This window comes from Paraburkholderia sp. BL9I2N2, assembly GCF_004339745.1.
Classification (GTDB): domain Bacteria; phylum Pseudomonadota; class Gammaproteobacteria; order Burkholderiales; family Burkholderiaceae; genus Paraburkholderia.
In genome coordinates this window covers 3119538-3139679 of record NZ_SMGP01000001.1, presented here as the reverse complement: position 1 = coordinate 3139679, position 20142 = coordinate 3119538, and the positions used below count along the sequence as shown (strand labels likewise).

18 protein-coding genes are annotated in these 20142 nt (G+C 61.4%); all 18 read left to right on the top strand.

Features of this window, described 5'->3' with window-relative positions; genetic code table 11:
- The first annotated feature begins 126 nt into the window (after positions 1 to 126).
- The 18 genes from B0G74_RS14480 (at position 127) to B0G74_RS14395 (ending at position 20119) form a co-directional block, all read left to right on the top strand.
- Positions 127 to 882 carry a hypothetical protein gene (locus B0G74_RS14480; RefSeq protein WP_132375455.1) on the top strand — a complete coding sequence of 252 codons (756 nt, stop codon included), beginning with the start codon at positions 127 to 129 and terminating at the stop codon, positions 880 to 882.
- A gap of 220 nt (positions 883 to 1102) precedes the next feature.
- Complete coding sequence (locus tag B0G74_RS14475; protein WP_132375453.1) at positions 1103 to 1750, top strand: hypothetical protein; 648 nt, start codon at positions 1103 to 1105, stop codon at positions 1748 to 1750.
- Positions 1698 to 3761, top strand: a complete 2064-nt coding sequence (locus B0G74_RS14470; protein WP_132375451.1) for a terminase gpA endonuclease subunit — start codon at positions 1698 to 1700, stop codon at positions 3759 to 3761. The genes B0G74_RS14475 and B0G74_RS14470 overlap by 53 nt, the downstream gene beginning before the upstream one ends.
- 2 nt (positions 3762 to 3763) lie before the next feature.
- Positions 3764 to 3967 (top strand): hypothetical protein, encoded by a 204-nt coding sequence (locus tag B0G74_RS14465; protein WP_132375449.1) that lies wholly within the window; start codon positions 3764 to 3766, stop codon positions 3965 to 3967.
- 1 nt (position 3968) lies between these two features.
- Positions 3969 to 5438: a phage portal protein gene (locus B0G74_RS14460; RefSeq protein WP_132375447.1), complete on the top strand. Its 1470-nt coding sequence runs from the start codon at positions 3969 to 3971 to the stop codon at positions 5436 to 5438.
- A 70-nt stretch (positions 5439 to 5508) separates the two neighbouring features.
- The gene (locus B0G74_RS14455) at positions 5509 to 7581 is read left to right on the top strand and encodes a prohead protease/major capsid protein fusion protein (protein ID WP_132375445.1); all 2073 of its coding nucleotides are present in this window, start codon (positions 5509 to 5511) and stop codon (positions 7579 to 7581) included.
- Positions 7582 to 7648: 67 nt separating this feature from the next.
- Entirely contained in the window at positions 7649 to 7978 is a 330-nt protein-coding gene (locus B0G74_RS14450; protein WP_132375443.1) for a DUF2190 family protein, read from the top strand.
- 47 nt (positions 7979 to 8025) lie between these two features.
- Positions 8026 to 8286 carry a hypothetical protein gene (locus tag B0G74_RS14445; RefSeq protein WP_132375441.1) on the top strand — a complete coding sequence of 87 codons (261 nt, stop codon included), beginning with the start codon at positions 8026 to 8028 and terminating at the stop codon, positions 8284 to 8286.
- Complete coding sequence (locus tag B0G74_RS14440) at positions 8283 to 8711, top strand: hypothetical protein (RefSeq protein ID WP_132375439.1); 429 nt, start codon at positions 8283 to 8285, stop codon at positions 8709 to 8711. The genes B0G74_RS14445 and B0G74_RS14440 overlap by 4 nt, the downstream gene beginning before the upstream one ends.
- Before the next feature lie 60 nt (positions 8712 to 8771).
- Positions 8772 to 9692 (top strand): phage tail tube protein, encoded by a 921-nt coding sequence (locus tag B0G74_RS14435; RefSeq protein ID WP_132375437.1) that lies wholly within the window; start codon positions 8772 to 8774, stop codon positions 9690 to 9692.
- A gap of 58 nt (positions 9693 to 9750) precedes the next feature.
- On the top strand, positions 9751 to 10089 hold the full coding sequence (locus tag B0G74_RS14430) for a hypothetical protein (RefSeq protein WP_132375435.1): 339 nt from the start codon (positions 9751 to 9753) through the stop codon (positions 10087 to 10089).
- The gene (locus B0G74_RS14425; protein ID WP_207915647.1) at positions 10041 to 10466 is read left to right on the top strand and encodes a DUF1799 domain-containing protein; all 426 of its coding nucleotides are present in this window, start codon (positions 10041 to 10043) and stop codon (positions 10464 to 10466) included. Before B0G74_RS14430 ends, B0G74_RS14425 begins: the two co-directional genes overlap by 49 nt.
- A gap of 51 nt (positions 10467 to 10517) precedes the next feature.
- A complete protein-coding gene (locus B0G74_RS14420) occupies positions 10518 to 13346 on the top strand; it encodes a phage tail length tape measure family protein (RefSeq protein WP_132375433.1) in 2829 nt (942 codons plus the stop codon).
- A complete protein-coding gene (locus B0G74_RS14415; protein WP_132375431.1) occupies positions 13346 to 13843 on the top strand; it encodes a hypothetical protein in 498 nt (165 codons plus the stop codon). The genes B0G74_RS14420 and B0G74_RS14415 overlap by 1 nt, the downstream gene beginning before the upstream one ends.
- Positions 13843 to 14382: a DUF1833 family protein gene (locus B0G74_RS14410; RefSeq protein WP_279388609.1), complete on the top strand. Its 540-nt coding sequence runs from the start codon at positions 13843 to 13845 to the stop codon at positions 14380 to 14382. Before B0G74_RS14415 ends, B0G74_RS14410 begins: the two co-directional genes overlap by 1 nt.
- Positions 14379 to 14768 carry an NlpC/P60 family protein gene (locus tag B0G74_RS14405; RefSeq protein WP_132375427.1) on the top strand — a complete coding sequence of 130 codons (390 nt, stop codon included), beginning with the start codon at positions 14379 to 14381 and terminating at the stop codon, positions 14766 to 14768. The genes B0G74_RS14410 and B0G74_RS14405 overlap by 4 nt, the downstream gene beginning before the upstream one ends.
- Before the next feature lie 496 nt (positions 14769 to 15264).
- Complete coding sequence (locus tag B0G74_RS14400) at positions 15265 to 17931, top strand: host specificity factor TipJ family phage tail protein (protein WP_132375425.1); 2667 nt, start codon at positions 15265 to 15267, stop codon at positions 17929 to 17931.
- A gap of 67 nt (positions 17932 to 17998) precedes the next feature.
- Positions 17999 to 20119 carry a hypothetical protein gene (locus B0G74_RS14395; protein ID WP_132375423.1) on the top strand — a complete coding sequence of 707 codons (2121 nt, stop codon included), beginning with the start codon at positions 17999 to 18001 and terminating at the stop codon, positions 20117 to 20119.
- The last annotated feature ends 23 nt before the right edge of the window (positions 20120 to 20142 follow it).

Here is a 20142-nt window from a genome sequence, read left to right as displayed (position 1 = left end):
CCTCTCGGCGACACAACAATAAAAACTGGAGCCCGTTAGGTCGTGTGGAGGCGTGCGCCTTCGCGAAACGCAGAATCCAAAGCCCTGAGCGCGAAAGCCCCAGGGCTTTTGCATTTGGGAGTCGCCATGTCGCGTGGCTCGTTTCAGATCAGGGTCGATGCCAGCTCGCTGGTGCAGGGCATCGACGATAACGTGCAGCGTCAGTTGCCGTATATCCAGGCGACGGCGTTGAACAACACGGCGAAGCAGGCGCAGTCGGCATTGAAAACTGCGATGCCGCAGTACTTCGATAGGCCAACACCGTACACGTTGAGTTCGGCGCGCATTACGTTCGCAACCAGAGCAAAGCCGGTAGCGACCGTGGGGTACAAAGACGACTCGTTCAAGGGGACGCCGGCGACGAAATTTCTGCTGCCAGAGGTGGACGGCGGCACGCGAAACGTAAAACGCATCGAGTCGTTGCTGCGTGGCAAAGGCCTTTTGCCGTACGACATGTACGTCGTGCCGGGCAGTGCGGCGCAGCTGGACCGGTATGGCAACTTCAGCCGTGGGCAGTATTCGAAGATCCTGGCGCAACTGCAGGCTTCGCGTGATCGAACGCAGAACGAAACGAAAGCGTCGCGCGGGCGAAAGCGGCGCAACCCGTCGACCGATGTACGCTACTTTGTTGGGCGGCCCGGCGGTGGCCGCATGCCTCTCGGTGTGTGGGCTCGCTACCAGTTTGCGCACGGCTACGCAGTCAGGCCGGTGCTGCTGTTTGTCAAAGCGCCGCGTTACGCCGCGCGTTTCCCGTTCGACCAGATCGTGGCCGACGTGGTCGACGCAAACCTCAGCGCGAACGTCGCCGCTGCGTTCGCGCTGGCCGCGTCGACGTCGCGATAGGCGCGGTGGATGGCTGAGGGGATAGGGTGGTCCTATGCGGAGCGACGGCTCATAGCCCGCAAATGGGTCCTTCCTGGATATCGGCCAATGCGGGTAATTCGAGCCCCATCACACGCGCCGTCAAAGCAACTTTTCAGGGTAGTCACTCTGGTAGTCAGGTAGTCACTTTAGGGGTAGTCGGGTAGTCAACGACTGCCCCTTTCCCGTTTCTGGAGGCCGGATGGCAAAGCTCGGACAGAGGGCGTTTGCTCGGCACATTGGCGTCACATTGCGTGCGGTGCAAAAGGCGATTCAGTCGGGGCGCATTGCTGTCGATGCAGACGGCAAGATAGATGCCGACACAGCGGTCGAGGCCTGGCGTCGCAACACAGACGAGTCAAAGCGTTCGATCGCCGATCAGTCCCGCCGCTCACTTAGAAACGCCGCGTTCTCGATGCCGGCTTCTCCGGCTAATCCTGACGATGATGAGGAATACGACGACGTTCCTGCTGCCGCGAGCAGGGAAGACCCGTCGATGGTCACTTATCGCGCTGCACGAGCGGCGAGAGAACAGACACGTCTCGAGCGGGAGCGCATGGACCTCGAGCGCGAGCGCGGCACGACGCTGCCGCTCGCTGACGCACAACGTCTTGCCTTCACCGCGTTTCGCACCGTGCGCGACAACGTGATGAACATTCCTGTTCGTCTGAAAGACGCGCTCGCGGCAGAGGCTGATCCGATCAGGGTCGAGTCGATGCTCGAGGCGGAACTCGCTCGGGCACTTGCGTCCGTTGACGCGACTGCGCTTCTGAGCGAAAACGATATGGATGACGCCGATGGGAGCGACCGAGGCATTTCTGAAGACGATCACGGAGGCGATACGGCCTGACAAGCGGATCGGCATCGCCGAATGGTCAGAGAAGCACCGCATCCTGCCGGAAAGCAGCCCGGAGCCGGGCAAATGGCGCAATGAGCGCACGCCGTACCTCGTCGGCATCATGGATGCGCTCTCGGGTCAGGCGAGCACCGTCACGCGCTACGCGAACGACGATGACCGGCCGTTCGATAACAGTCGCGTGATTACGGTCGCTCTCATGAAAGGGCACCAGCTCGGTGGCTCGGCGCTCGGCGAAAACTTCATTGGTCGTTGCATCACGACGGCGGCCGGCAACATCCTCGCTGTTTTCGCTACGTACGACGACGCCGAGAAGTGGGAAATTGACCGCTTCGAGCCGATGCGTTCGTCGACGCCGGATCTGCGTCGCCGCGTGCGCGACGCGATGAAGAAGGGCAGCGAAAACACGAAGCTTCGCAAGAAGTTCCCAGGCGGATTGATGAATCTCGTCAGCGCGACCAAGGCAGGCCGTCTGAAATCGACGACCGTCCGTTACGTGCTGCTCGAGGAGATCGACGAGTATGAGCTCAACGTCGACGGCCAGGGTAACCCGATCGACCTTGCGACGAACCGGACAAGTAACTTTGGTCGCCGCGCGAAGATTTTCGCGAACAGCACGCCGACGATCAAGCGACGTTCGCAGATTGAAAAACTGTACGAGCGGGGCGATCAGCGCCGCTACTTTGTGCGCTGCCCGGATTGCGGTTCGCCGCAGTTTTTCGACTGGCACAAGGGCATGCGTCGATCGCCGGATGATCCAGGCGTCGTGCTGTACTACTGCCAGACCGGTTGCGGCGCCGGCAATCCGGAGAGCGTCTGGAAAACGCGCGGGTATGAAGGCGCCTGCTGGATGCCGACGGCGATTGGCGACGGCAAGACCGCCAGTTTCCATTTGAGCGCCCTGTACGCACCGCTCGGATGGCGCCCGTGGTCCGATCTGATGGACGACTGGGAGGCCGCGCAAACCGACACAGAGAAGATGATCGCGTTCGTCAACAACGCGCTCGCCGAGTGTTGGGAAGACAGGAGCGCGGAAATGAAGTGGGAGACGATCAAGCGCCGTGCGGAGCCCTACAAGCTTCGTACCGTGCCGCCAGGTTGCCTGCTGCTGACGTGCGCCGTCGACACGCAGAACGACCGGCTCGAAGCGGAGATATCCGGTTGGGGCCGGGGCATGCGCAACTGGACAGTCGACCATGTCGTCTTGCGTGGCGACCCGGCATTGCCTGACGTATGGAACCAGCTCGACAAATATCTCGATACGCCGATTACCAACCAGTTCGGCGTGTCGATGCGCATCGAGTTGTGTGCGGTCGACACCGGGGGTGGCCGCACGCAGGACGCGTACGACTATTGCCGGTTGCGTCGGCATCGGGGGGTGTTCGCCGTGAAAGGTGCGAAAGACAAACACAAGCCGATCATAGGCCGCCCGACTGATCAGGACGTAACGGTCAAGGGAAAGACCTACGCAAACGGCGTCAAGCTCTGGCCTGTCGGAACCGACACCGCGAAGAACCGTGTCTTCGGTGCGCTGCTCGCTGATGAGGACCGGGAGATCGTTGACCGGCGCATGCATTTTTCGACGGACCTTGACGATGAGTACTTTGAGCAGCTGACGGCGGAGGCATACAACCCCTCGAAAGACCGCTGGGACAAGCTCAGAAAGCGCAATGAAGCGCTCGACCTTAAGGTCTACAACTTCGCGTGCGCGTATCACCCCCGGCTGCGCCTGAATGCCTATCAGGATTCGGACTGGGCAGCGCTCGAAGCACTGATCGAGCCGCGTGTGCAGGATCTGTTCACGTCTGTTCCGGCTCGTGGTGACGCAGCGGAGAAGCCGGCTGTCGCGGGGACGACAGTGGTTGAAGCCGAAACGGTCGCGGAGGTTGACGGCGCGGCGATTGGTGAAGCGGTCGGGTTGGCCAGCGATCGCGTTGCGGCAGTTGAGGCACCAGTTCCGCAGGACACATGGATTCCACGCCGGGATAACTGGCTGAGGCGATAGATATGGCATTCACACAGCAGAACCTCGACGCGCTTGAACAGGCGATTGCTACCGGCACACTGTCGATCGAGTACAACGGCAAGCGCATCACCTATCGTTCCATGGCCGATCTGTTGAAAGCGCGAGACGTGATCAAGACGGAACTGGCGAAGCAGAAACCGGACAGTCCCCTGCGATCGAGCATCGCCATTTACCAACGGTTCTGACATGAAGACAAACATTCTCGACAGGGCTATCGAGTACGTGGCGCCGGGACTCGCTGCGCGGAGGATGCGCGCACGCGTATCCATCAATGCCGCGCGTGGCTTCGACGGGGCCAAGCGCGGTCCGCGTGCGGCAGGGTGGCGTGCATCCGGCGCGAGTGCGACTGCGGAGGTCATGCCCGCCCTCGGCGTACTGCGCAATCGCGCTCGCGACCTTGTACGAAACAACCCGCATATCCGCCGGGCGCTCAAGATCATGGTCGCGAACGCGATCGGGACCGGCGTGCAGGCCAAATTTGCCGACAAGGCTCTGCAGAAGCTCTGGAAACGCTGGATCAAGGTGAGTGACGCTGCCGGGTTGCTGGACTTCAACGGACAGCAGGCACAGGCATACAAGGCTCTCAAGGAGTCGGGCGAAGTGCTGGTGCGGTTCCGCACGCGTCTTCCGCAGGACGGCATGGAGGTGCCCCTGCAGCTGCAGGTTCTCGAGATCGACTATCTCGATACGCTCAAAGTCGGGCTGGTCGATGGTGGCTTTGTGGTGGCCGGCGTGCAGTTCAATGTGATCGGCCAGCGAACCGGGTACTGGCTCTTTGACCAGCATCCTGGTGAAGTCGCAACAGTGCCTCGCAACATGCTGAGCCGCTTTGTGCCGGCGTCGGAAATCATCCACCTCTTTGACGCCATCGATCGGCCGAACTCGGTGCGTGGATTTCCGTGGCTCGCCTCGGCTATCTGGAAGGCACGGGATCTTGACGAGTATCAGGACGCGGAGCTGGTGCGTAAGAAGATCGAGGCCTGCTTCGCGGCGTTCGTCACGACGAGCGACGAAGGGTTTCAGGTCGGTCGCACAACTGCAACTGCACCAACTGACCTTCGCCGGGTTGAGGCTCTGTCGCCTGGCATGGTTGAGTATCTGCGGCAGGGAGAGACTGTCACATTTTCAGCGCCGGCGACGAGCGCCGAATACGAGAGCAACGTGCGTGTCGATCTGCGCGCGATCGCCGCCGGTACGGACACCACCTACGAGCAGCTGACAGGCGACTACTCGCAGGTGAACTTCACGAGCGGCCGTATGGGCAAGATGGAATACAAGCGCATGCTCGAGCAGGAACTGTGGCTGATCTTCATTCCGATGTTCTGCGAGGTCGTTGCGCGCCGTTTTGTTGCGACCGCATACCTTGCCGGCAAAACGAAACTTCCCGTGGCGGACGTGTCGTGGTCGCCGCAGCGCATTGAGTTCATCGATCCGCTGCGGGAAGCCAACGGGATCATTGCCCTGATCGATGCTCGGTTGAAAAGCCGTCATCAAAGCATTCGCGATCTTGGCGATGACCCGGACGTGGTCGATGCAGAGATCGAAGTAGACACCCTCGCAATCGAGGTGCCCGTTTCGGGACGTTCGCTTGAAGCGAAATCGGCGCATGACATCCTCGACCGGCTGGAGCAGATCCTGTCGACTGTGCCGCAGTAGTTCCCTGCAAAGCAACTTTGAACCCTCTACAACGCCCGCGCAATGCGGGCGTTTTCTATTGGAGTGAACCATGCCCGAACCCGTTAATGGTCGTCGAGGCGGCGTCGGCACGTCTGCCTCGACGATGCCCCTGCAGACACGGCTGCAGCCGGTCTCGTCGGTCGATGCACAGAATCGCACGGTGGATGTCACCTGGACTGCCGGTGCCCAGGTACAGCGCTACGACTGGATGCGCGACCGAACCTATCTGGAAGAGCTCAGCACCGATCCGGGCGCGGTCCGGATGGACCGGCTGCAATCCGGAAACGCCCCGGTGCTCAACGATCACGATCGCTGGGGCGGTCTTGATTCGGTGCTCGGCGTTGTTTCCACCGCCTCATTGGACGACGGGAACAGTACCGGCCAGGCGACGCTGCGCTTTTCGGCACGCGATGCCGTGCAGCCTTATTTCCAGGACGTGCAGGACGGGATCCTTCGCAACGTCTCTTTCGGTTACCGGACCTATCGGATCGACATGATCCCGCCGGGTCAGGAAAGCAACGACCAGTGGATCTATCGGGCGATCGACTGGGAGCCGTATGAAATTTCGCTGGTCTCCATTCCGGCCGATCCGAATGCAACCGTGCGCAGCGCGGGCGGCGCATCCGAACAACAACGTTTTTTCCCCTGTGAATTCATCGATCGAAGCGCAGGGACTTCATCTGACGGGGCCGACGCCTCGCAACTTAACCAAGGAGCTGTGATGCCCGGTGAAAACCAACCTCAAACCCCCGCACAACCGTCCGGTTCGCAAACCACTACGGCGGCACGAAGCGATGACGCTGCGGCCCAGAACGAAGCCGCTCGCACTGCGGGCGCGCAAGCCGAACGTCAGCGCATGATGGATCTGCGCACGGCAGTGCGCGCGAGCGTGCTGGACAACCAGGACCAGCTGCTCGAGGGCTTTATTGAACGTGGCGTGACCGTCGAAGCCGCGCGAGAAGAAATCCTGCGCCTGCAGGCTGAGCGTTCGGCGGCCAATCCCCAGCGTGGTGCCGCCAACATCGTCACCGTGACCGACGAGACCGATGTTCGTCGCACGGCGATGACCGATGCGGTGATGCATCGCGTGAACCCACGTCATGAGCTGAACGATGCGGCCCGCCAGTATCGCGGCATGACGCTGCGGGAAATGTGCCGCGAGGCGCTGGAAGGGGCTGGCGTCGACACGCGTGGCATGGACCTTCGCCAGCTGGCTGGCATGGCACTCGGTATGACGGGCCGTGCGGGATACACCTCGACGTCGGATCTGCCGATCGTCTTCGGCAACGTGATTAACCGGACGCTGCGCGACGCCTATTCGGCGGCGCCGCGGTCCTTCACGAGCTGGGCACGGCAGGGCTCGCTGACGGACTTCCGTCCGGCGACGCGCGTGCAGGTCGACGGCGCCCTGAAGCTGGAAAAGATCAACGAGACCGGCGAATACAAGTACGGCAAACTGACCGATAGCGGTGAAGTGATCCAGCTCGGCTCGTACGGAAAGATCATCAACTTCACGCGCCAGATGATCATCAACGACGATCTTTCTGCGCTGCAACGCGTGCCGCTGTATTTCGGCCGCGCTGCGGCAAACCTCGAGTCCGATGTCGTCTACGGCTGCCTGACCGCCAACCCCGCCATGTCGGACGGCAAGGCGCTGTTTCATGCCCAGCATGCGAACCTCGGCGCGGGCGGCGCGATCTCAATCGACACGCTGACGGCTGGCCGTACAGCGATGCGCGTGCAGAAAGCGCCGGGCGACGGTACGCCGCTCAATACTGCGCCGAAGTTCCTGCTCGTGCCGGCTGCGCTCGAAACGATCGCTGGTCAGTACACCAGCAACCAGTACACGCCGAATCAGGCCACGCAGCAAAACCCGTTCTTCAACACGCTCACGCCGATCGTCGAGCCTCGTCTGGATGCGGTCAGCGCGTCGAGCTGGTATCTGGCCGCCGATCCGTCCGCGATCGACACGGTCGAATTCTGCTACCTCGAAGGCGAGCAGGGCTTGTACACGGAGCAGGACCTGGATTTCGACGTCGACGGCCTGAAGGTCAAGGCGCGGCTCGATTTCGCTGCGAAGGCAATCGACTATCGTGGCCTGTTCAGGAATCCGGGCCAGTAACCCCGCACTTGCGCCGGCCTCGTGCTGGTGCAGTTCAGTCTATTTCAACTTCAGAAGGAACTGATCTATGAATAACTTCATTCAAAAGGGCCGCACACTCACGGCCACGCTGGCGGCAGCGGTCACCTCCGGCCAACTGGTGCTGCTCGGCAACGGCAAGCTGCCGGCCGTCGCTTCGGGCACCTATGCTGCCAACGTAGAGGGTGAGTACAACACCGGCGGTGTGTACGAGTTCCCGAGCGCGACCAATGGTGCTGCGGTCGTTGGCGACCGCGCGTATCTGGATCCGGCAACCGGCGTTGTCACAGCGACGGCAGCGGAGAACGATCCGGTCGGTCACTTCGCCGCGCCGAAGGCTGCAGCCGATGCAACCGCGCGCGTGCGACTGTGGCTGTAGGCGATTTTGATCCGGGCGTGTTCTGGGGTGCGTTCGCAGCCGCTGGCATGCTGAAGACCGCGACGCTCGCGTTGGGCGATGGCTCAACGCGAGACGTCCAGGTTGGATTCATGTCGCCGGACGAACTGCAGCTCGACGGTCAGGTCACGGTGACTGACTATCAGATCGAGTACCAGAGTGCTGACCTGCCGGACCTGCGCCGTGATTCGACGCTCACGATCGGATCGGTTCGTTATCGCGTGCGACGACCGCCGCGTCGTAAAGACGACGGCTTCTTCAGCGTGGCCGATCTGGAGGCGTTGAAATGACCACGCGCCGCGAATCCTATGTCGCTGCCCTGATGAGTTTGCTCGAGGCAGACCCCGGTCTGCAGGCGCTCGGCACGACACTCAAACGGTCGATAGCGGAGGCAATCGACAGCGGAGAGTCTCCGGCGCTTGTTGTGCATCGTGGGCGCGATGTGGTTGCCGACTCGAATATCGGTCGGACGACCCGATCGTGTGCCCTGATGCTGACAGCGGTCGTTCGCGACCCAGCTCCGGACCGGGCCGCCGACGAACTGTTCGAGTTTGCTCATCCGATCCTTATGCATTTCGACGCTGACGGTGTGGTCGGCGTCAATGAGGAAACGACCGACGAACCGGAGACTGCGGAGATTGAGGGCGGCGTCGGTGTCGTGACGTTGCACTACACGATTCTGTATCAAACGAACACCGACAGCCTGATCGCCTGACATCGCGGTCGCAGCGTCACCTACCAACCTAGAGGAGTTGATATGGCCGGGTCCAAATCAATGAAGAATTCCGTCGTGCTGGCGGCACTGCAGGTCGCGATCGGCACGCCGGCCGTACCGACATCCGCCGACGATGCGATGCTGGTCAGCAACATCAGCGCCAAGCCGGTCGCGGCCGACTATGTATCGCGCGACACGATCCGCCCGTTCTTCGGCAACGACCAGCAGCTCACGGCCGGCTGTCACGCCGAGCTCGACTTCGAGATCGAAGTGGCCGCCTCGGGCGTCGCAGGTACGCCGCCGGCATGGGGGAGGCTGCTGGTCCCCTGCTACTTCTCCGAAACGGTCACGGCAGACACGAGCGTTGTCTATGCGCCCGTCAGTGTGCAGCCGACCACGCCATTGACGCTGTATTACTACCTCGACGGTCTCCTGCATAAGCTCACCGATGCGTACGGCACGGTCTCGTGGGACTTTACGGTCAAGCAGATCCCGAAGCTGAAATTCCACTTCATGGGCGTCTATAACCCGGTGACGGATTCGCCGATTCCGGCCGGCACGGACTTCTCGAAATTCCTGGTGCCGAAGGTCGCGAGCACGCAGTTCACCACATGGCAGATGCACGCGTATAGCGGTCCGTTGCAGGCGTTGTCGCTCGACATCGCCAACACACTGAACTGGTCGCAACTGATCGGTTACGAGCGGGCGGAAGTCACAGACCGGAAGCCGACGGGCAAGATCACCATGCAGCTCGGCTCGGTCGCGGACAAGGACTGGTGGACCTCCGCTAAAGACGCGCTGCTCGGTGCGCTGACGATCACGCACGGTGTCGGTGCCGGCAACATCGTCCAGCTCGACGCGCCAAAGGTACAGCTGACCGACCCGTCGTACACGGATCAGGACAACAAGGTCATGCTCGATGCGACGCTCACGGTCACGCCGGACGCCGGCAACGACGAGCTCATCATCACCGTAAAGTAACTTTGCAGTTCAACGACGCGGGCCGCCATGTGCGGCCCGTTTTCATTTGAGGATTCGAATGCCATACGTTCTCGCAAAAAATCCAACCTTCACGACACTCGTCAGGGTCGTCGAACCCGGCACTGCTGACGATGGTTCGCTCGAAACGCACGAATTCACGGCCGAGTTCAAACGGCTCAAGCGTGATGAGGCGGAAGCGCTCATGAAGTCGGGCCAGTTGGCCTATGTGGTGCTGGCGGATGTGCTGGTCGGCTGGTCGGGATTGAAGGGCGAGGATGGTGCGGTTCTGCCGTTCACCACGCAGTACCGTGATGCGCTGCTGCAGATTCCCCACGCGATCGTGGCCCTGTGGGATGCGTTCCTGCTGAATACGTCGGGAGCAGCACGAAAAAACTGATTGACGCGGCGCGGCGGTGGGCGGGTGTCGCGGTTGATGACAGTCGGGTCGATGCCGGCGTCGCGGCCGCGCTCGCGGCTTTCGGTGCACGACCGGAGGATGTCGAAAGGGCGCGCGAGCAGCAGGCTGAAAACGACTTCGAGGTCTATCCGGAGAACTGGCGGGCCGTTCAGGTGTTCCTTGCGCTGTCGACGCAATGGCGTACGGTCGCTATTTCAACGATGACCAGAGCCCGCCTCATTCATACCGGTCTCGACTATGCGGCAATCGAACCCGTCTTTCGGATGATGGGTATCAAACCGAAGCGCTGCGCCGCGATATTTCAGAAACTCAGGGTGATGGAAGAAGCCGCACTCGATGCGTTGCTGCCTGAATAGCCCTGTCTGCAGACGCCCCTCGTTGAGGGGCTTTTTCATTGGCGGATCGATATGGCTGGAACAAGTGGGTCGCTCGGGCAGCTGGTCGTGCAGATCACGATGGACCCGTCGTCCTACCAGGCGGGTGCGCGTGGCATCAGATCAGATGCGCAGGCAATGGGCTCAACCGTCGGGAAGGCGGGTGCGGACGGAGCCGCCGGCATGGACAAGATTGGCGCGCATACGGCCGGCGCGCGGCGGGAGTTGCTCGTCATGGCGCACGAGCTCGCAACCGGCAATTTCAAGAACTTCGGCGGTTCGCTGATGGTGTTCGGCGAACAGATCGATGCATTCAGGTTCATTCTGAGTCCAGTCGGGCTCGCGGTGGGGGCCGTGGTCGCGGGACTTGGCCTGTTCGCGGTAGCGGCATACAAGGGCCACGAAGAGGCGGAGACGCTAAGCAAGTCGCTGCAGGTCACGGGCAACTATGCAGGGTTGACAGCGAGCAGTTTCGCAGCGCTTGCGCAGCAGATTTCCGCCGGCACCGGAGACAGTTTCGGGACCGCACGCGCCGGCCTTCAGGCGTTGGTCTCCACAGGTCAGATCACGGGACAGTCGCTCGAAGTGCTTGGTGAAGACGTCGTACGCATGCACGACCTGACCGGGGAGAAGCTGGACGATATCGCCAAGGATTACGCCAGGATGCCCGAAGGCGTCGCGAAGTGGGCCGAGCAGCATAACCAGAGCATGCACTTCATCACGACGGCGCAATACGATTACATCCGGCAGCTTGAAGACGCGGGTGACAAGCAGGGTGCGATGCTGGTTGTCGCGAAAGCACTCGACGATCAGTTGCGCAACGAGTCGCTTAAAAACCTGGGGCTGCTGGAAACTGCGTGGCGAAAAGTCGGCAATGCCGTCAGTGGCGCGTGGGAATGGATGAAATCTATCGGTCGCGCGGAGACGGCGGCCGAGCAGATCGCGAGTGCAACGGCGGAAGTGCAGCGGCTTCAAAACGCGTTGATTGCACCCAGCGGCCAGATGAATGCTGATCTGCTGCAACCACAGCTTCAGGCGGCGCATGCGAAGCTTGAATCGCTGAATCGTGATGCTTTGCGTGCACAGGATGCAGCGACGGAGAAGTCGCAGCAGGCGCAGACGCAGCAGGCTGGTATCGCCGCATCGGACTTTCTGAAGAAGCTGCAGGACGAAGAAAAGGGCATCAATCGCGTCAGTCAGGCGCGGGATGACTACCGCAAAAAGGTCGCCGACTATAACAAGGCCAATCCGAACAGTCCGGTTTCGAAGCAGCAGCAGGCCGCCGATGAGGCTTATCTGCGCAAGCAGTACAGCGACCATTCGGGCCAGGCTGAGGCGAACAAGGTCCGCAAGAGCATGCTCGATGCTGCGTTGCAGACGACAAAAAACGGGCTGGATCTGATCCAGTCGGCGTACAAGGCGGCGGACGACCAGTTGCAGGCGCTGCACAAAGCTACTTTGATTTCGGACCAGACTTTCTACACGGCAGAAATCACCGCGGCCGACGATGCCGCGCAGAAGCAGATTGCGGCCTACGAGCAGGAAAAGAAAACGCTGCAGGATGCGTACTGGAAAGCGCCCCTCGACGAACGGATCAAGATCACGCAGGAGATCGGTGAGGTCGACACGAAAATCGCCAGGGTCCGGCAGGATAACGCCGCGAAGGATGCGGTCTACCTGACGCAGCAGACTGAGGCGCAGCGCAAGTACCAGAAGTCCATCGAGGATACGCGCGATGCGCTTCTCGCTCAGGCCGGTGTGAGCGCTCCAAAGGCTGCACACGACTACGATGAAAAGAACCGCGGTGCGATGCTGCAGGCAGCGACGACGGGCGATCTGAGTGGCGCCGCATTCCTCGACCAGAACCGGCAGCTCACGGTCCTGATCGCGCAATACAACGACGTCATCACGCAGTCGAAAGAGGCACAGAACAGCATTTCGCTCGACCAGCAGACGGGTGTGACCGGGCTGCTTGATGCGTTTTCGCAATTGCGTTCGAATTCGGCCGACACCGTGCAGTCGTTGCAGTCACTGTACGACCAGGTGAACAGGCTGTCGTGGCAAACAACCGACGAGGGTGTGCTGCGCAGTCTCGACCAGCTGCGCGACAAGATCCGGCAGTCGATGCTCGATAGCCAGAACTACTTTCAGGATTTCGCCGACGCCGGCAAGAGTGCTTTCTCCGGGATGTTTTCGGACATCGTGACGGGTTCCAGAACGCCCGCACAGGCGGTTCAGTCGATGGTTTCCAGCATGCTCGCTTCGTTTGCGCAGCTCTTCGCAAACAAGGCGTACTCGAGCATCGTCAACGGTCTGTTCGGTTCGCTCTTTCCGACGTCAACCGCAGCCACGGGAAGCGCCGCCTACGATTTCACGATGCCGTCTTCGATTCAGGGCAGCGGTGCACTGTTCGGAACCGGTGCGGGACTGATGTTCGCGAGCGGCGGCGACGTGTCGGGGCCGGGCACTGGAACCAGCGACAGCATCAACGCGAAGCTTTCGAATGGTGAGTTCGTGGTGAAAGAAAGCGTTGTGTCGCAGCCCGGCGTGCGTTCGTTTCTTCAGGCACTGAATGGCGGCCAAAGCGTCAGCGGCCGGAATCGCTTCGCAAGCGGAGGCTATGTCGGTGACGACTCGTCGAGCAGCTCGATGGCAGGACCGAATGTTGATCTGCATATCCATAACGCGCCGGCCGGTGCGCAGGTCAGCCAGACGAAGATGGCAAACGGCGGTCTGCGGCTGGATGTGATCCTCGAGAAGGTCGATGCGCATATCGCGTCCGGAATACGGTCGGGCAGGGGTGCGACGGCCCGCACGATGCAGCAGCAATACGGGCTTAACCGAACCGTGGGGCAAACCTGATGGCAGACCTACCAACGTGGCCGGCCACGCTGCCGGATCCGCGCGCGAGTGGCTATGGCATCCAGCCGGTAACTCCCTACGCGCGCACCGATATGGACAACGGCGCCGCCCGCCAGCGGCGTCGCTTCACGAGCGTCCCGTCGCATGTGTCGGTGACGTGGCGCTTCACGCACACGCAGCACGCGATCTTTGAAGGGTTTCTCGCATACGAAATCAATCTCGGGACGGACTGGTTCGCGGTAGGCCTGCTCAACGGTATGGGCGTGAATCGGGTGCAGGCGCGGTTCATGGACGATCCACCGTACAAGTCTGCAATCAGCGAATCGCGCGCGTGGTTCGACGTGACAGCAACGCTTGAAGTGAAATCGCTACCGTTGCCGTCGCGCGATGACTATGACGTGCTGCGTGTGTACACGGAGGCCGAAATTGCTGCGATGAGTGACTCGCTTCACGAGATCGTTCACGTTCAGTTGCCGGGTCCTATGAGGTGGAACTGATGGCGACAATTACTGAAGCACTGGCGGAGGTGTACGCCAGTAATCCGCGAGGCGAGGTTGTGTTGACCACGCTGGAGTTACGGCATTCCTCGTTTATCGATGAGGCGGGAAGTCCGGCTCCGATCCGCGTGGTCGCGGACTATAACGATCTGGTCGCAACACTTGAGAGTGATGCGCCGCTGAACGCGGGTGAGAGCGTGACCTTCACCGCTGTGGCGTTCCAGTTCGCGCTGCCGTCGATGGAAGAGGGGCAGGCGCCGCAGATCGATATCATCATAGACGGTGCGAGTGCAGAAATTATCGGCCATCTCGAAAGCGCGGTGACGCAGACCGAGAAGATCGAATGCACTCACCGGCGTTTTCTCGCATCGAACCCGGCTGCGGGGCCGCATGACGAAGAGCCGCTGACGCTGTATGTCGCCAGTGCCAAAGTAACTTTGACACGGGTCACTGCGACGGCGGCGCTCACGGACATCAATAACAGCCCATTTCCGTCGGACGTCTATAGCCCCGACGTCTTTCCGGGGCTCGTGCGATGAATTCAGAACAGGCGAATGCCTACGTCGGCCTGCCGTGGGTCGACGGTGCTCGCGGCCCCGACTGCTTCGATTGCTGGGGGCTGCTGCGCTGGGTGCAGTTTCACCATTTCGATCTTGCGCTGCCGGACCTGCCAGCCATGCCGGATATGCGCCGCGAGCTCTATAGGGAGCAGATGGAGTCGGGCGCGTGGAGCGTTATCGAACGGCCTGTGCATGGATGCGGCGTGCTGCTTCGCGGTGGAGATCGCCCGCATGTTGGCGTGTATCTCGATCTCGACGGCGGCGGCGTACTTCACGCTCAGGAAGGGGCGGGCGTCATCTACACCGAGCGGTCCAAACTCAAGAAAGTGGGGTATCCACGTGCTAGCTGGTACAGCTTCCTATAAAGCGACGATCGTTCGCGCAGTCAATCCGTATTGCCATGCGCAGGGACGGCGGGTCTACGAACTGGACGCGCCTTCCACGCCCGCTGAGTGGGCGGAACGGGCGGGCGTCGACACGCAGCATACGATTGTCTGCGTCGACACCGACTACTGGTTGCGCAGGGACTGGGACAAGCCGATCCCACACGGCGCGATTGTCCAGTTCATCCCCGTACCGAAGGGCGGTGGCGGATCGAATCCCCTGCAGGCCATATTGATGATCGCGGTGGCCGTCGCGTCGGTCTATACGGGCGGCGCTGCAGCAGCCGCATATGGCGCGGCGACCGGGGTCGCGGCTGGCACCGTTACGGCAGGCATGATGGCGGTCCAGGCAGGCGTGTCGATGGCCGTCATGGCCGCAGGCTCGATGCTGGTTAATGCGATCGTGCCGGCCAGGACAGCGAGCGTCGCACAGGGCACGACAAACAGTCCGACCTATTCCCTGTCGGCGAGCGGGAACGTGGCCCGGCTGCTCGAGGCAATTCCCGTTCTGTATGGCCGGATGAACACTACGCCTGATCTGGCCGCGACCCCGTACACCGAGTACCTCGGTAATGATCTGTACGTGTACGAGCTGTTCTGCATTTCGAAAGGCGAGATCGAAATCGAGCAGATCCTGATCGGCACCACAGACATCGGCAATTTCAGCGAGATCGACTATCAGGTCATCGGCCCTAATCAGGCGGTGACGCTTTTTCCCGACAACGTGGTGACGAGTGATGCGGTCAGTGGCATCGAGCTGCAGGCGCCGAACGATAGCGGGGACTGGGTTGGGCCATTCGTTGCCAATCCGGCAGCAAGCGCGGCGAATTTCATCGGGGTCGATATCACGCTGCCCTCGGGTCTCTTTTATGCGGCCGACAATGGATCGCTTCAGAACCTTTCGCTGACGTTTGAGGCGCAGGCGCGACTGATTGACAATGCCGGCGCTGCTGCAGGCGACTGGGTCGAGCTTGATCTGCGTGAGCTCAGTATGGCGACATCCCAGCCCCAGATGATCTCGTACCGCTATAGCGTTACGCCTGGCCGATACGAGGTCCGCATGCGTCGCACGACCAATCTCAACGAGGACACGCGTGCGCAGAACCGGATCCAGTGGGCGGCCTTGCGCGCCTATCTGCCGAGCGAGCGGTACTACGGCAATGTGACTTTACTGGCGATGCGCGCACGTGCAACGAATTCCCTGAATTCAAGCACCGCGCACGATGTCCACGTGATCGCAACGCGAAAACTGCCAGTTTGGACCGGCAGCGACTGGAGCGATCCGCAACCGACAAAGAGCATCGCATGGGCCATCGCCGACGCGGTCCGTAACGCCGACTACAGCCTCGGTCTGCCGGACACACGACTGGATATCGATGCGCTCGAACGGCTGGACGCTATCTGGACTTCTCGCGGCGATGAATTCAACGGCGTGTTCGATACGAAGGGCTCATTCTGGGATGCGCTGACGACGATCTGCCGTGCCGGTCGGGCGATCCCGATGTACTTCGGCGGGGTGATCAGCGTCGTGAGGGATGAGCTCAAAACGGTGCGCACCGCGATGTACACGCCGCAGAACATCGTGGCCGGATCCTTCGAGGCCGACTATGGATTCTTCAGCGTCGATTCGCCCGACTACGTGACGGTCGAATACGTGGACGAGACGACCTGGTCATGGCAGGACGTGGCGTGCATTCCGACGGGTTCGCCGGCTCTCGTCGAAAAGCGGATCCAGATGGTTGGACCAACCAAACGGGCGCAGGCGTGGCGCGAGGGCATCTATATGGCCTACGCAAACCGCGACCAGCGCAAGACGGTCATGATCACGACGGAGCTCGACGGGCTCATTCCGCTGTACGGCGATCTTGTGGGTATTTCTCATGACCTGCCGAAATGGGGCATATCCGGCATCGTCGAGGGTTTCGATGGGGTTCGTGTCGACGTAAGCGAGCAGCTCGAATGGACAGCCGGCGCACAGCATTACGTCTATTTTGCACAGCGTAACGGAGCGCCCACTGCAGCGCTCAGGGTTGCAAAACCGGCGGACGATGACGACGGCATGTCGATGGTGTTGTTGGATCCGTTGGCGGAGCTTTTCGACTTCAGCGACGGACACTCGGAAGAGCCGACGCGGTTTTCGTTTGGCCCGGCGCTCGACAGGATCGCGCAGGACGTCCGGCTGATCAAGGCGACGCCGCGCGACGGGCAGGTTGAGCTGACGTTCGTGAACAACGCGGAAAGCCCCCATACGGCAGAGACCGGGATGAGCCCGCCTGCGCCCGTATCGCCGTCGCTTCTGCCGGGCGTGATCCACGCGCCGATCATTGCGCAGGTGAGCGCGAACTCGAAGATCACGCCGCGCTATGTCTCGATTACCGCGTCGCCGGCCGCCGGGGCGTTGCTGTACGAGTATCAGGGCAGTCTCAATGCTGGCGTGACGTGGGCGCAGCTGGGCACGTCGGCGGGCAATGTCCTTACGGTACCTATTGCGCTTGGAGCATGGGAGTTTCGTGTGCGTGCCTATGGCGTGAGTGGCCTTCCCGGTCCGTTCGCGACCTGGGCAGGCACGGTCGACGAGTTCAGGTATCCGCCGGCACCGCCTGTGCTCACTCTGCGCGAGCCGTTTGCAGGTAATCAGCTCTCGGTCGAAATCCAGCGCTTGCCGGATGTCGATTATTTCGACGCTAGCGTGGTGGTGGGTGGCGTCGTCAGGTATGGGGCAGAAATCACGGCTCAAAACTTCACGTGGACGCTCGATCAGGCGAAATTCTATGGCGCCGTCGCCGGCACATTCGACGTCAAGGTGGCGGCCGGCAACATCGCCGGATTAGGTAATCCCGGCACCATCACCGTCACGAACCAGCCCCCGCCCGCACCGACTGTGACGGTAACAGCGGGCGACACCACGGTGACGTTGTCGATGAGTGTGACGGGCTATCCGGATGTCGCTGGCTATCGTGTCGCGGATCCGGACGGAGTCGTCGTATGCGACAGCACGACCGGAACTTGCACGCTTGACCCGGATGGCGCGACCTACACCGCCTATGCATATAACTCGTGGGGAAGCGTCTCGGCCGGTACACCGGTTGTTGCTTCGCCACCGGGCATTAATAGCGGTCCTGGAGATGGCGGTGGTCCGGCGTAACCAGCAGAAGCACGAAACAGAGGCTGCCTGAGGGTGGCCTTTTTTATTTCTACCGGGAAACCCATGTATGGCACTTTCCACAATTCAGAAGATTGACCGGCTGTCGGTCGACTGCGACCTCGCGCATCAGGTCGTCCACGGCGCGGCGGATGCCACCGTGCAGACCGAGGGCGGCCCAATCCCGACGATGGCGAATGCGGTCGCCACGCTCAAGGCTTACAACGTGCGCGGAGACTGGGTCGCCGGCATGACCCTCGCGATGAAGGATATTGTTGTCGCGGGTGGCGTTGCATACGTCGCGTTGTCGTCGGCAGAGTTCGTTTCCAATGAGATCGCAGCGGATCTGGCTGCGGGCCGCATTGGGGTGCATCAGGGTGCGACGGTCGAGGATCTGGCGAATCCCGACAAGGGCGTCAGGATGGTGGCTCACGCCGTCGACGATCGGGATCTGGCAAGTGGCGACGCCGGCAAGGGCGTCGCGATGGTCGCTCATGCTGTCGACGACCGGGCGCTCGCGGGAGACGGCGGGGCGGCGCTCATCGGCTTTCTGGCGGCCGGTGACGCAGCGGTGCGGCAAACGCTCGCGGCGATCCTTGATGAGTCGGTAAGCGTCGCTCGCTACGGGTCGGACCCGTCTGGCGTCGCGGATTCCACCAAGGCATTCAAGGCGGCGATTGCACGGGTCACGGCGCTGGTGACAGCTCAGGGGAGTCCCTATCCCGCACCGGTGATTGACTTGCCGCCTGGCGTCTACAAGCTCTCGGATACGCTGAACCTGCTGCCCTGGCACAGGATGCGGTCGAAGGGCGTCGTGCTGCTCGACTTCCGCGCGCTTGACGTGGCCAAGGACGGCATCGTCATGCGCAACGAGCAGAAGGCCATCCTGATGGGCGATGCGAAATGGGCATCGGTGGCGCCGTTTCTTGATGGCAGTGCCGGCTCGATTGTCGTGCTGGGGCCGGGCAAGGCGACATCGACCGGCTGGGGTGTCCGGGTGGGTAACACGACGGCCGAGTCCAGCGATATTCGCGATACGGGCGGCCGCAACGTGATTGTGACGGGTTGGCGTGGCGCCTTGCGCTATGACCCGATCAATCTGTACCTGATCACATGGGAGCGCAGCCGGTTCGAGCAGAACGGTTCGGAAAATCTATACGTGAGCAGTGCTACACCGGTGGTCAATAGTGGTGAGCGCATGGCATTCAACGACTGCACGTTCGCTGCGGCTAGCAATGCCGTTTATCACAACTGCGACGGCTACAGCTACGAATTCAACGGCTGTTCGTTCGACTATCACGCGACGCCATTCAGGATCGATGCGCTCGGCCGGTATTCGCGGTTTCTTTTCAAGGGCGGTCACTCAGAGGCATTCGACGGCCTGTGGTTCGATGCGACGGCGAGCGGTGAGCGCGTGGAATTGACGATGCAGGGTCACGAGATCCTGCCGACGCACTATGTCGACACCTCGGTGATCGCGTCGCCGCGCAAGCTCATCGACGGCAACGCGGCGAACCGTGTGCGTCTGGCGGCGTTCGGTACGTCGCTAAGGTATCTGTGGCGTCCTTATCTGCCGGATACACCGATCGTGGGCGATAACGTGCTGATTCACGCGCTGGACGGGACGATCCAGGAGGGCTACTACGGTGTGCTCACGCGCTCACGCTCGCTGATCCGTGACTATGACTTTCTTGCGAACGCGATCGGCACAAGCGCCGATGCACTGACAAACTGGACGCGCGATCCCGGGTTGGTCGACGTCGACGTGCGCGACATCCAGACGACACCATCGCTCGGGCAGTCGCTACACCTGCACGGCGCGTCTGCCAATTCGACGATCACCGTTCATTCCAACGACAGCATTCCGTGCAAACCGGGCGAGACGTATTGCGCCGGCTGCGATGTCTTCGCCAACGGTACGACGGGTGATCTCAACGTGCGCGTCTTCATGCGCTGTTACGACACGAGCGGAGCGCAGGTCGGCGCCGATCTCGGCGCCACCTACAGGATGGCCGATGCCTACGCCGACCCGGTGTTACCGAATCTCGCGGCCGGTCGAAACCGTGCCATGGGCATCGATCACCGGATCCAGACGATTCCGCCCTACGCCGCGAGTTTCAAACTGTACGCCACCGTCTCCAGCTTTATCGGCGACGTCTATATCAAGAATGTCCGCGCATTTCGCGCTTAAAAGAGGGGAATCCCATGTTTCGA